The sequence below is a fragment of the Frankia sp. CcWB2 genome (assembly GCF_977927585.1).
In genome coordinates this window covers 1-12,469 of the sequence record NZ_CDWRCM010000023.1, presented here as the reverse complement: position 1 = coordinate 12,469, position 12,469 = coordinate 1, and the positions used below count along the sequence as shown (strand labels likewise).

Genomic DNA, 12,469 nt, shown 5'->3' with positions numbered 1-12,469 from the left:
AACGCCATGGCGAGTGCGGATCGCCCTCGGTGTCGCTGAAGGCGTGATGACGCCGGTGGTCGGCCACCCACCGGATGACCGGGCCCTCGATCGCCATGTTGCCGGCGACCGCCAGCGCGATCCGCACCGGCCTGGACGTCCGGAAGCCGCGGTGGGTGAAGTAACGGTGGAAGCCGATCGTCACGCCATGGCCGGTGATGCCGTAGAACACCACGGCGAGGACGACGTTCCGCCAGGAGATCCACCGCCCCCACATCGCCGGGATCGCGACCGCCAGGGCGACCAGCGGCACCACGATCGTCACCACCATCACGACCTGCTCGACGCGGGCCTTCGTCATCGAACGGAGCCGCGAGGCGTTGCCGCGACTGTTCGCGGGATCAGCCCGGCGGGGAACCGGGCCCGTGGTGGGTTCGCGGTCGTCCCGCGGTGCCCGATTGTCGCTCGGTGTCACCGTGTCGGTAGCGGTCATCGCCTCGTTCCGTCCGTCGCGGCTGGCCCACTGTGCCGGCGCTCCATCCGCCACGGTAGCCCGCCGACATGACAACGTCCCCCCGCCTCTACGTCCGCCACGCAAACAAACCATCGGTCGCCGACCCGGATCGATCGGCACCGCCGCGCACCACGGTCACCGGCAGGTCGATGACAAGCCGATGACGAATAGCGACATCTAATAAAATTAGATGTTATTAGATGACAGCCAGTGGCAGTCGGGCGACGAAGAGATGAACGGCAGCCAACCAAACCCGGTCCGGGACGCCCGCCCGCGCCGGCCGGCGGGCGGGGTAGCCGGCGGTGGCCCGGCTTTTACCATCCGAGCCACCCCACGATGGTAGAGTTGGCATGTTTTCTCGCGGTCCGCCGTAGTGTAATCGGCAGCACAGGAGATTTTGGTTCTCTTAGTCCACGTTCGAGTCGTGGCGGCGGAGCACTACCGGGCCCGGAGCTACCGGGCACCATCAGTAATACCATCGAAAAGAATATTCCGGAAGCACCGCCGCACCATCACCACGGCGGCAGACAGGCACACATCAATTTCCCAATCCGGGGCCGGCGTGTTCCCGGGATGGCCGTGGCATCTGCCGGCGCCTTCCGGTCGACGGGTAGTGTGGGCGCCGTCGCCCCACCGCTGTCCAGGTCCGAAGACTCGGGAGATCGCGTGACATCATCACGTCCGGCGGCCGTCATCATCCTGGCAGCGGGCGAGGGCAAGCGTATGCGCTCGACGACACCGAAGGTGCTGCACCACATCGCCGGGCGCTCCCTTCTCCACCACGTGCTAAGCGCGGCCGGAGCCCTCGCGGCGGCGCGTACCGCGGTCGTCGTGGGCCACGGCCGCGAACAGGTCGCGGCGATGCTGGCGGAGCAGGCTCCCGAGGTCGTCCCGGTCGTCCAGGACCGCCAGCACGGCACGGGCCATGCCGTCCGGGTGGCCTTGGCGGCGCTCGGCGAGCTGGCGCCCAGCGGCACGGTGGTCGTGCTGCCCGGCGACACCCCGCTGTTGACCGGCGCGACGCTCACTGCCCTGGTGGCCCAGCACCATGCCCGGGCGGCCGCGGCAACGGTCCTGTCGGCCGTTGTCGACGACGCCATCGGTTACGGCCGGGTGGTGCGCGACGGCGACGGCGCGGTCCGGGCCATCGTCGAGCATCGCGACGCCGACGCCGCCACCGCGACGATCCGAGAGATCAACACCGGCGTGTACGCGTTCGCCGCGGGCCCACTCCAGACCGCACTCGCAGGGCTGACCAGGGACAATGCTCAAGATGAGGAGTACCTCACCGACGTCGTCGGGCTGCTGGTCGCCGCCGGGCGGCCGGTGGCCGCGCGGGTCGTGGACGATCCCGGCGAAGCCGGTGGGGTGAACGACCGCGTCCAGCTCGCCGCCGCCGGACGGGTGCTGCGGGACCGGATTGTCGAGGTGGCGATGCGCGCCGGCACCACCGTCGTCGACCCGCAGACCACCTGGATCGACGCCGACGTCATCCTCGAACCGGACACGACGCTCGCCCCCAACACCTTCCTGCACGGCCGGACGCACGTCGCTCGCGGCGCCGTCATCGGCCCCGAGTGCACCCTGACGGACACGGCAGTGGGCGCGGGCGCGACCGTCCTGCGGACCACAGCCGAGCGGGCCGAGATCGGCGCCGGGGCCGTGGTCGGGCCTTACAGCCATCTCCGGTCGGGCACCCGGCTAGGCTGCGAAGGCAAGATCGGCTCCTTCGTCGAGACGAAGTCGGCCGATCTCGGGAACCAGACGAAGGTCCCGCACCTGGCGTATGTCGGCGACGCGGTGGTCGGCGAGCGCAGCAACATCGGATGCACGACGGTCTTCGTGAACTACGACGGGGTGGCCAAGCACCGCACGATGATCGGCTCGGACGTCCGGATCGGCAGTGATACCATGCTTGTTGCTCCGGTCACGGTCGGGGACGGGGCCTACACCGGCGCCGGATCCGTGATCCGGGAGGACGTTCCGCCGGGCGCGCTGGCGGTCCGGGAGGGGCGGCAACGGATCATCGAAGGCTGGGTCTCCCGCCGCCGTCCCGGCAGCCCGGCGGCACGAGCGGCCGCCGCGGCCGGCGTCCCGGCCCCCGGCGGTGCCGGAGATCCCGAACGTCCCGATGAAATGCCACAACCGTCCGCGGCCGAGGCCGCCGTGCCGATCCCAGCTCATCAGGGTGACGTGGCGCACCGGAGTGAGTTGCCGCCTACCGGCAAGGGCGAGGCCGGCATCGCCGGTATTCCCGGCGCGGGGAGCAGAACGTAAAACCGGGAAGCAGAATGTAAAGAGACGTCCGTCCGAACCTTCTGGCCAGCGAGGGGATGCACACCGCCCGGTCTGCCCCGCCCGGGTCGGCGGCCCGGGGTCCGCGGGCGGCAGCCGGCGGGTATCGCCGGAGTCGCGGGCGGCGATCCGGGCACGTGGGTACCGTCCCGCCTGCGCCAACAGGGGCGGGACCGGGTAGGCCCGAGTGTTGAACCGTGCGGCCTCACGGCCGTTCCCCCGAACGGGTCACCCGTCCGGGGGCTGCCCACGCCAGCCCGACCACGCCAGCCCGACCACGCCGTCACGCCCGAGGAGTACGAGGAGTACGCGGTGGCCTACCAGACCGAGAACCGGCGCAATCTGATGCTCTTCGCGGGACGTTCGCACCCGGGCCTCGCGGCGGAGGTCGCGGCCGCGCTCGACGTCGAGCCCGTCCCCACCAATGCTTACGAGTTTGCCAGCGGCGAGATCTTCGTCCGCTTCTCCGAATCGGTTCGAGGCTGCGACGCCTTCGTGCTCCAGTGCCATTCGGCCCCGGTGAACACCTGGCTGATGGAACAGCTGATCATGGTGGACGCGCTGAAGCGGGCCAGCGCCAAACGGATCACCGTCGTCGCGCCCTTCTACCCCTATGCGCGCCAGGACAAGAAGCACCGTGGCCGGGAGCCGATCTCGGCCCGCCTCGTCGCCGATTTGTTCAAGACCGCCGGCGCGCACCGGCTCATGTCGGTCGACCTGCACACTGCCCAGATTCAGGGCTTCTTCGACGGGCCGGTGGACCATCTCTTCGCGTTGCCGCTGCTCACCAACTACATCGAGTCCAAGCTGGACACGTCCGAGGTGACCGTCGTCGCCCCCGACTCAGGCCGGGTCCGCGTGGCTGAGCGGTGGACCGACCGGCTCGGCTGCCCACTGGCCATCATCCACAAGCGGCGTGACCCGGACGTTCCCAACCAGGTGAAGATGTTCGACGTGGTCGGCGAGGTGCACGGACGGACCTGCGTCATCGTCGACGACATGATCGACACTGCCGGCACGATCACGAAGGCCGCGGAGTCACTCAAGGAGCACGGCGCGGCGGGCGTCATCGCGGCGGCAACCCACGGTGTGCTGTCCGGCCCCGCCGCCGACCGGCTGAAGAACTCGGAGATCAGCGAGGTCGTCCTCACGAACACGCTGCCCCTGCCCAGCGAGGCTCGCATCGACAAGATCACCGAACTGTCCATCGCCCCGCTGCTGGCCGCGGCCATCAAGGCCGTGTTCGAGGACGGGTCGGTGACCGGCCTGTTCGGCGGAGACGCCTGACCGAGGCTCGGATCTCCCACCCCGCCACCGAGACAGGCGCAGGCAGGCGAACGGCCGCGAAGAACGACCTGGGGCGTCCCGGCGGCTGCCCCGCGTCCGTAGACTGCCCTGCCATGGCAGCGCAACAGCCGAAGGTATCTCTCACCGGGATCAAGCCGACGGGCGAGCCGCACCTCGGCAACTACATCGGAGCGATCCGGCCGTCGCTGGAGCTCACCTCGACCTACGAGTCGATCTATTTCGTCGCCGACTATCACGCCCTGACATCCGTGCGTAGTCGCGAGGAGTTGGCGAGCTACACCCGCTCGGTGGCGGCCACGTGGCTCGTGCTCGGACTCGACCCGACGAGCACGATCTTCTACCGCCAGTCCGACGTCCCCGAGATCTTCGAGCTGGCCTGGGTGCTGTCCTGCGTCACCGGCAAGGGTCTGATGAACCGGGCCCACGCCTACAAGGCAGCCCGTGACCGCAACGCCGAGGCCGGCGTCCCCGATCTGGATGCCGGCATCAACATGGGCCTGTTCAACTATCCGATTCTGATGGCCGTCGACATTCTCATCATGAATGCCGACGTGGTCCCCGTCGGTCAGGACCAGTCGCAGCACGTGGAATACGCCGCCGACATCGCCGGCTCCTTCAACCATCTGTTCGGTGACGTGTTCAGCCTGAAGATCCCGGAGGTGGTCCTCCCGGCCGGGAGCTCGGCGAAGGTACTGCCCGGCATCGACGGCCGCAAGATGAGCAAGTCATACCGGAACACCATTCCCCTCTTCGCGCCGGAGAAGCAGCTACGGAAACTCGTCCGTGGGATCGTGGGCGACAGCACCCCGCTGGCGGACCCGAAGGACCCGGACAGTTCCGCGGCCTTCGTCCTGCTCGAGAACTTCGCGGCTCCCGAGGCAATCAAGGAGATGCGCAGCCGTCTGGAGCAGGGTGGCACTGGATGGGGTGAGGTGAAGAACGCCCTGTTCGAGACGCTCAACGACTGGCTGTCACCGCTGCGGGAGCGATACACCGAGCTCATCACCCCGGACAGCGAGCTGGACGACATCCTCGCGGCGGGTGCCGAGCGGGCCCGCGACCGGGCCCGGCCAGTGCTCGCCGGGGTCCGGCGCGCGATCGGGATTTCCCCGCTCTGACCTTCCCCGCTCTGGCCTCCCCCGCTGTTCCGCCCTCCCCCCGCCCGTTCCACCGGACGGGTCAGTCGGAACGGGCGGGTCAGTCGGAACGGGCGGCGCGGGCGGCGGCCAGCCGGCAGAAGGCCGCGACATCGAGGGTCTCGCCCCGGGCACCGGGATCGACCTCGGCGGCACGCGCCAGTTCCCCGGCGGCGGCGGGCGATCCGGCCCAGGGCGCCAGGGCCGTACGCAGGGTCTTGCGGCGCTGCGCGAACGCGGCATCGATCGCGGCGAAAACGTCCGCCCGCAGCCGCGCCGGACCGGGCAGGGGCCTGCGGGTGAAGGCCACCAGCCCTGAATCGACATTCGGCTGCGGCCAGAAGACCGGTCTGGGCACCGCGCCGGCCGGCCGGGCGTGCGCGTACCAGGCCAGCTTGACGCTAGGCGCCCCGTACACCCGGCTGCCCGGCGGCGCGGTGAGCCGGTCGGCGACCTCCGCCTGGACCATCACCAGCCCGCGGCGCAGCGAGGGCAGCCGTTCCAGCAGCCCGAGCAGCAGCGGCACCGCGATGTTGTAGGGCAGGTTCGCGGCGAGCACCCCGGGCGCAGCCACGTCGGCGGGCAGGTCGGCCGAGGTGGCCCGCAGACCGTCGGCGGCCACCACGCGCAACCGCTCGGCGACGTCGGCCGGCAGCCGGGCGGCCACGGTCACCGGCAGGACCGCGGCGAGGGGGCGATCCACCTCGACAGCGACGACGGCCTTCGCCGCCTCGACGAGCCCCAGGGTCATCGACCCGAGTCCTGGCCCGATCTCCAGCACCGTGTCGTCCGGGCCGACGCCGGCGAGCCGCACCAGCCGGCGGACGGTGTTCGCGTCGACGAGGAAGTTCTGCCCGCGCCGTTTCGTCGGCCGCAGGTCCAGCTCGTGCGCGAGGGCCCGAAGCTCAGCCGGCGAGAACAGCGCGTCGGTGTCTACCAGGGCCCGAACACCCGCTCCGCGTTTGCGGCGATGTGCGTGCCGAGCTCGGCGACGCCGACGCCGCGGGTCTCGGCCAGCACCCGCAGCGTCAGCGGAATGAGGTACGGGCCGCCGGGCCGGCCCCGCCAAGGGGTCGGGGTGAGGAACGGCGCGTCGGTCTCCACCAGGATGAGATCCGCCGGGGCGACGGCCGCCGCCTCCCGCAGATTGGCGGCATTGGAGAAGGTGACGTTACCGGCGAACGACATCACGTACCCGGCGTCCGCGCAGATCTTCGCCATCGCCGTGTCCCCGGAGAAGGCGTGGAAGACGACCTTCTCCGGGGCGCCCTCCTCGCCGAGGATGCGCAGCGTGTCGTCGTGGGCGTCCCGGTCGTGGATCATCAGTGCCCGGCCGGTCTCCTTGGCGATCACGATGTGGCGCCGGAAGCTCTCCTGCTGCGCGGCATGCGCCTCGGGTGCGGAAGTAGTCCAGGCCCGTCTCGCCGATCGCGCGCACGCGATCGGCGCGGGCCAGCTCGGCGATGGCGGCGAACGTCTCCTCGGTGACCCCGTGGGCCGCCTCGTTAGGATGGATCGCGACGGCGGCGTAGATCTCCGGATGCGCCGCGGCGACCTCGGCCTGCCATCTGCTGGTGGGCAGGTCGATGCCGACGGTGACGGCCCGCGTGACACCGACTGCCCGGGCCGCCGCGATCGCCGCCGGAACTTCGGTGCCCATCAGGTCGAGATGACAGTGGCTGTCGACCACGGCCACGGGAAGAGGGTCCGGCGGTGGCGGCGGATCACCCGACCGGCCAGAGTTTCGCGCCACCTCGCCCGCCCTCCCGTGCCCGCCCTTCGTTTCCTGAAGTCTGAAGTCTACGACCGCCGCCGAGTGTGCCAGACAACCCGGCATGGGACGCTAATCGGGTGAGCAAGCGCAAGGACCCCACGCGATGACGACACCGTTGACCGTTGCCCTGGTCACCCCGCTGACCGGTCCCGACGCCGCCCAGGGCCTCGCCGGGCTACGAGGGGTCACCCTGTGGGCGCGTGACGAACGCCTCCCACCGCCCTGGGACGAGGTGAGTCTCACCGCCTACGACGCGTATCCCGATCCGGCCGCCGCCATGCGCGCCGCGGTGGCCGCGGGACCCGACGCCCTGCTCGGACCCTACGGCCACCGGGCGGCACTCGCGGCCTGTGCTGCGACGGACCGGGTGGTCTTCAACACCGGCGCCCCGTCCACGCGCTTCGTCCGGCAGGCCTTCCCGAACGTCGTGAACATCGCCGCGGCCACCTCGACCTGGCCGCGCGGGGTCCTCGCCGCCGTGCGGGCGGCCGATCGACGGGCCCGCAAGGTCGTCCTGCTCGCCTCCGGGGACACCGCCGTCGAGATCACATCGGTAACGAAGGCCGCCGCGGTAGCGCAGTCGTTCGAGGTGGCTTCGCACGTCTTCCCCCCGGGCAAGGCCGCCCTCACCGCGACCCGGCTGCCCCCGGGCGACATCCTCATCGTCCACGCCGGCCCGGACGACGAGCTGGCGGCGGCGAACATCCTGCTGCGCCGGCCGTGGCGGGCGGCCGCCTTCTCCACGGCCGTCAGTGCGCAGGCCACCGCGAGCCTGGGCGACCTGCGCGAGCAGCTGCTGGCGCCGGGCAGCTGGATGCCCGAGAGCACCCAGCCGACCGCGACCGGTCCGACCGCGCGGGAGTTCACCGCCGACTTCACCGCCCTGCACGGCGTCGCGCCGACCGAAACGGCGGCCTGGGCCTACGTCACCGGGCTGATCCTGGGACGGGCCATTCGCTACTGCGGAGGCGTGCAGGACACCTCCGTGCTCGCCGCCGCCCGGGGCATCGACACGACCACGTTGCTCGGTCGCTTCCGGCTGGACGAGGCGACGGGGCTCCAGGTCGGCCACCAGATCCCGATCGTGCAGTGGCAGGCCGGTGCCTCCCGGACGGTCTGGCCCCGTGAGTCGGCGCGGGCACCATTCGCCCATCCCCGGCTGTTCACCAGCCGCCCGGGGACGGCGTCGCGGACTTCGCCGGGGACGGGCACGTTTTCGATCAGCCCTCCCACGCCGACGGCCGGATCGGGGACGACGCCCCCGACCACGCAGCCTCGGACCGCGCAGCCTCGGACGCCTCCGGCCTCGCGCACACTCCCCACCACGTGAGTGGGCCTCCGCCGCCGACGGGCCATCCGGGACGGGTGAACCGTCCGGAGCGGTGGCCCATCCGGGGGGGGTGGACCACCCGGAGCGGGTGAACGGTGGTTGGTTCGGGTGCCGCCGTGGTACTGAGAAACTCACGGCGGCACTTGGCGGCCCGCGGAGGGGGAAACATGGCAGCGGGTCCGCTCGGTCGTGCTCCCGCGGGGCCGTGGCGCCGCCGGGCCGCAGCGGGCATCCTCTGTGGCCTGACGGTGGCCTTCGCGGTGGCGACGGCCCGGCTGTTCGTCTTTCCGCACCAGGATGCTCCCGCCCCGGTGGACGCGATCGTCATGTTCGCCGGGAGTCCGGGACGGCTCGAACGCGCCGTCGCACTCACGCGGGCCGGCTACGCACCCGTGCTCGCGGTCTCGGCGCCGACGGAGAAGGACCCGTGCCCCGGGCCCATTGCCGGGGTCGAGGTGATCTGTTTCTCGCCCGATCCGCGGACGACCCAGGGCGAGTCGCGGTGGACCTCCGCGGCGGCGGCACGCCGCGGGTGGCATTCGCTCATGGTCGTCGCCTCGACCTCACAGAGCACGCGCGCCCGGCTGCGCCTCGACCGTTGCTATGACGGCGAGACGCGGATGCAGGGGGTCCCGCCCCCGCGCCGGGCCTGGCCGTACGTGATCGCCTACGAGTGGGCGGCCCTGGGCAAGGCCCTCGTTCTCCAACGCCACTGCTGACCGCCGACCGTGCTCAGCGCCCGTCGGCCCGGTCCCCGGCCCGGGCGGCGAGCTCCGCGGCATAGACCTCGTTGCGGGAGACGCCGTACTCGGCGGCCACGGCCTTGCGCGCGTCCTTCGGGGACATCCCCGCCGAGGTTCGTCGGGCTACCTCGGCGACCAGGATCCTGCCGTCAATGATCGGCCCAGCCACGCTTGGCCCGGCCCGGCCCCGGGTACCGCCGGCGACCACCAGCGTGAACTCCCCCCGGATAACCCGGCCGTCGGTGGCCCAGCCGAGCAGATCGGCGAGGTCGCCGCGGACGATCTCCTCGAAGGTCTTCGTCAGCTCGCGGCAGAGCACCGCCGGACGGTCGGCGCCGAAGGCCGTGACGAGGTCGCGCAGGCCGGCCACGAGCCGGTGTGGGGACTCCAGGAACACCATCGTCCGCGGCTCGCCGGCCAGGTCGCGAAGGCGTCCACGCCGGTCGCCGCCCTTGCGCGGCAGGAAGCCCTCGAAGGTCCAGCGGTCCGTCGGCAGCCCGCTGACGGCCAGGGCCGCGGTGACGGCGGACGGACCGGGAACGACGGTCACGGCCATCCCCGCGGCGGCGGCTGCGGCCACGACCCGGAACCCGGGGTCGGAGACGGCGGGCATCCCGGCGTCGGTGACGAGCGCGACGGTGGCACCCTGGCGCAGGTAGTCGGTGAGCTGGGCGGCCCGGGTGCCTTCCACCGCGTCGTAGCACGACACGATCCGCCCGGACACCGTCACGTCGAGCGCGTGCGCCAGCCGTAGGACCCGGCGGGTGTCCTCGGCGACGATCACATCCGCGGTGGCAAGGATCTCGCCGAGCCGAGGGCTGGCGTCCCGGACGTCGCCGATGGGGGCACCGCACAGCACCAGGGTCCCGGACACCCGACCAGTCTGTCAGGAGCCAGGACCTACCCTGATCGGTGTGACGGCGACGACGGCCCACCTGCCCTGGACGGCGACCGGTCGCGGGGACGCGGCGCGGGTGGCCGGCCCGGGTTCCTCCGGCCCGGCCGGCGGTCGGCCGCTCTCGGTGCGTGAGCGGCTGTGCCCACCGATGCCGCGGTCGCCGCTCGTAGGGTGGCTGGCGACCCTGTCCATCGCGATCGTCGCCGGGCTGCTGCGTTTCTGGCACCTCACAGAGCCCCGCGGGATCTACTTCGACGAGGTCTACTACACCAAGGGCGCCTGGGGCCTGCTGACGGCCGGGTATGAGATCAACTCGACGACCTGTTCCGGTCCGGCCTACGTCGTCCATCCGCCGTTCGGCAAGTGGCTGATGGCCGCCTCCGAGGGTCTGTTCGGCTATACCGACTGTGCCGGGGTCTCGCACGGCAGTCCGGAGCTCGGCTGGCGGTTCTCGTCCGCGCTGTTCGGGACGCTCGCTGTCTTGGTCCTCGCCCGCGCCGCCCGACGGATGTTCCGCTCCACGCTCCTGGGCTGCTTCGCCGGTCTGCTCCTCGCCCTCGACGGGCTGGAGTTCGTGCAGAGCCGCATCGGGATCCTCGACATCTTCCTGATGACTGGCGTCGTCGTGGCGCTGGCCTGTCTGCTGCTCGACCGGGACGACGGCCGCCGCCGGCTCGCCGACCGCCTGGAACCGGCTGGTTCCGGTCCCGGATCAGCACCTCTGGGGGACAATGCCGCCGGCCCGGACAGCGGCCCGACCGCGGCGGCTCCGCCCACCCGGGCCGACCGCCTCCTCGACACGTACGGGCCGCGGCTGGGGTTCCGCCCCTGGCGGCTGGCCTGCGGGGTGGCCCTGGGACTGTCCATGGGGGTGAAGTGGAGCGCCCTCTACACGATCATCGGCTTCGCGGCGCTCGCCCTCGCGTGGGACATCGGAGCGCGGCGCACCGGCGGAGCCCGCCGACCCGTGTTGGGAGCACTGCGCCGGGACAGCCCGGCCTGGTTCGCCGGGTTCCTACTCGTCCCCATCGTGACCTTCCTCGCCACCTGGACCGGCTGGTTCGCCACCGACGGCGGCTACTACCGCCACTACTACGGCAACGGCTTCGGCGCCGCGTGGCACGGCTGGTGGAAGTACCAAATGGCGGTGCTGAAGTTCCACGAGGGACTCCACGAGAGGCATGCCTTCGCGTCGCATCCGATGAGCTGGCTGGTGATGGCGCGGCCGGTCGCGTACTACTACTCCTCGCCGGCGTACGGGACCTCGGGCTGCCACGATCCGGCCGGCTGCTCCCGGGAGGTCCTCGCTCTGGGCAACCCGGCGATCTGGTGGGTCGGCACGGCGGCGCTGGTCGCGATGCTCGCCTGGTGGGTCTCCCGGCGGGACTGGCGGGCGGCCCTGGTGCTGGTCGGGTTCGGCTCGGCCTTCGTGCCGTGGCTGCTGCTCCCGAACCGCACGATGTTCTTCTTCTACGCGCTGCCGTCGCTGCCGTTCCTGGTCCTCGCCATCACGGCGCTGGCCGGGCTCGTCCTCGGCCCGCGCGAGGCGTCGGAGACCCGCCGCCTGGTCGGGGCGCTGTCGGTCGGAATCTACACGATCATCGTCGTGCTGCTCTTCGCGTACTTCTACCCGATCCTGGCCGCCGAGGTGATCCCCTACTCCTCGTGGCGCGCCCGGATGTGGTTCCCGGGCTGGATCTGACAGGACACCACACCAGGCCCACGGTGCCGACCCGTGAACCCCGACGAGGCCCGCGGCGTCGCCTCAACGTGATCCGACTCACGACTTCGCGCCCCATTCGTAGCATCACCACCGTAGGCGATGCAACCATTACGAATCGGCAAGCCGGAACGGCGACAGCCGCAGCGACAGGGGTTATCGAAGTTGGACGGTCACGAAGAGCCGAACAAGGACGCCACTAGCAGCACCGCCCTGGTCCTTGAACGGGGGGGGTCGCGTACAGCTCGAGAAGTCGATCCGAGAGGGTGGGGCGGTCACCATGCCCCGAGGCCGTGCGGCAGTGAGCGCCCAAACGGGCCTCCCTCCGACCTCCAACCACCGGAGACGGGTGTCGGGCGAGCCGAGACTGGGAGGAACCACCATGGCGGATGTGTCGGTACGCTTCGCGATGACCGATGACAGCGAGATCGTGCTGAACCTGTCGCTGACCCAGGCGATCCGGCTCACGGAGGCGATCGCGTCGAAGGTCAGCCAGGCGATGACCGAGCAGCCGCGGGCCGGCATGAACGGCAACGCCTACGGCCCCGGGGTGCGCCCCGGCCCCTACTCGACGTCCTGAGCCGTCCGGCACCGAGCCGGGCTGTACCCCCGCGGTGCCGGGCTATCCCCCGGTCAACTGGGCGATCAGGGCCCGCAGCAGGTCGAGATCCCGGCGGCGCAGCTCGGCGACGGACGACGGATCCGGCCGTGTGGAGGCCAGCGCCGCACGCACCGAGCGCAGCTTGTCGCGCAGGATCTCCACGTCGGCGGG

At 71.3% G+C, this 12,469-nt stretch carries 10 protein-coding genes, 1 tRNA gene and 1 pseudogene; 8 read left to right on the top strand and 4 right to left on the bottom strand.

What is annotated here, in order from left to right; all coding sequences use genetic code 11:
• Positions 1-472, bottom strand: a 472-nt coding sequence (locus ACY45C_RS04435) for a fatty acid desaturase (protein WP_462186365.1), incomplete at its 3' end; no start/stop codon positions are given.
• Positions 473-857: 385 nt separating this feature from the next.
• Between ACY45C_RS04435 and ACY45C_RS04430 the strand changes: the two genes are divergently transcribed.
• From ACY45C_RS04430 to ACY45C_RS04415, 4 genes are all read left to right on the top strand, one after another.
• A tRNA-Gln gene (locus tag ACY45C_RS04430) sits at positions 858-929 on the top strand.
• 287 nt (positions 930-1,216) lie between these two features.
• Positions 1,217-2,770 carry a bifunctional UDP-N-acetylglucosamine diphosphorylase/glucosamine-1-phosphate N-acetyltransferase GlmU gene (gene glmU / locus ACY45C_RS04425; RefSeq protein WP_462186385.1) on the top strand — a complete coding sequence of 518 codons (1,554 nt, stop codon included), beginning with the start codon at positions 1,217-1,219 and terminating at the stop codon, positions 2,768-2,770.
• A 330-nt stretch (positions 2,771-3,100) separates the two neighbouring features.
• Positions 3,101-4,075: a ribose-phosphate diphosphokinase gene (locus tag ACY45C_RS04420; protein WP_462186364.1), complete on the top strand. Its 975-nt coding sequence runs from the start codon at positions 3,101-3,103 to the stop codon at positions 4,073-4,075.
• 113 nt (positions 4,076-4,188) lie between these two features.
• Entirely contained in the window at positions 4,189-5,214 is a 1,026-nt protein-coding gene (locus tag ACY45C_RS04415; RefSeq protein ID WP_462186363.1) for a tryptophan--tRNA ligase, read from the top strand.
• 79 nt (positions 5,215-5,293) lie between these two features.
• On the opposite strand, the gene rsmA is transcribed toward ACY45C_RS04415, so the two are convergent.
• A complete protein-coding gene (gene rsmA / locus ACY45C_RS04410) occupies positions 5,294-6,049 on the bottom strand; it encodes a 16S rRNA (adenine(1518)-N(6)/adenine(1519)-N(6))-dimethyltransferase RsmA (protein WP_462186384.1) in 756 nt (251 codons plus the stop codon).
• 116 nt (positions 6,050-6,165) lie between these two features.
• Positions 6,166-6,985: pseudogene (locus ACY45C_RS04405) on the bottom strand (TatD family hydrolase).
• A gap of 124 nt (positions 6,986-7,109) precedes the next feature.
• Here ACY45C_RS04405 and ACY45C_RS04400 point away from each other — a divergent pair.
• Both ACY45C_RS04400 and ACY45C_RS04395 read left to right on the top strand, forming a co-directional pair.
• Positions 7,110-8,336, top strand: a complete 1,227-nt coding sequence (locus tag ACY45C_RS04400; protein WP_462186362.1) for an ABC transporter substrate-binding protein — start codon at positions 7,110-7,112, stop codon at positions 8,334-8,336.
• A gap of 167 nt (positions 8,337-8,503) precedes the next feature.
• On the top strand, positions 8,504-9,055 hold the full coding sequence (locus ACY45C_RS04395; RefSeq protein WP_462186361.1) for a YdcF family protein: 552 nt from the start codon (positions 8,504-8,506) through the stop codon (positions 9,053-9,055).
• A gap of 13 nt (positions 9,056-9,068) precedes the next feature.
• On the opposite strand, the gene rsmI is transcribed toward ACY45C_RS04395, so the two are convergent.
• On the bottom strand, positions 9,069-9,953 hold the full coding sequence (gene rsmI, locus ACY45C_RS04390) for a 16S rRNA (cytidine(1402)-2'-O)-methyltransferase (RefSeq protein WP_462186360.1): 885 nt from the start codon (positions 9,951-9,953) through the stop codon (positions 9,069-9,071).
• A 40-nt stretch (positions 9,954-9,993) separates the two neighbouring features.
• Between rsmI and ACY45C_RS04385 the strand changes: the two genes are divergently transcribed.
• Positions 9,994-11,679, top strand: a complete 1,686-nt coding sequence (locus ACY45C_RS04385) for a dolichyl-phosphate-mannose--protein mannosyltransferase (RefSeq protein WP_462186359.1) — start codon at positions 9,994-9,996, stop codon at positions 11,677-11,679.
• A 400-nt stretch (positions 11,680-12,079) separates the two neighbouring features.
• Entirely contained in the window at positions 12,080-12,277 is a 198-nt protein-coding gene (locus tag ACY45C_RS04380; RefSeq protein ID WP_006541195.1) for a hypothetical protein, read from the top strand.
• The last annotated feature ends 192 nt before the right edge of the window (positions 12,278-12,469 follow it).

Bases quoted from the DNA above. Each gene is read 5' to 3' on its own strand.
- ACY45C_RS04415 (WP_462186363.1), top strand. From the start codon at position 4,189: ATGGCAGCGCAACAGCCGAAGGTATCTCTCACCGGGATCAAGCCGACG.
- glmU (WP_462186385.1), top strand. From the start codon at position 1,217: ATGCGCTCGACGACACCGAAGGTGCTGCACCACATCGCCGGGCGCTCC.
- ACY45C_RS04380 (WP_006541195.1), top strand. From the start codon at position 12,080: ATGGCGGATGTGTCGGTACGCTTCGCGATGACCGATGACAGCGAGATC.
- ACY45C_RS04395 (WP_462186361.1), top strand. From the start codon at position 8,504: ATGGCAGCGGGTCCGCTCGGTCGTGCTCCCGCGGGGCCGTGGCGCCGC.
- ACY45C_RS04400 (WP_462186362.1), top strand. From the start codon at position 7,110: ATGACGACACCGTTGACCGTTGCCCTGGTCACCCCGCTGACCGGTCCC.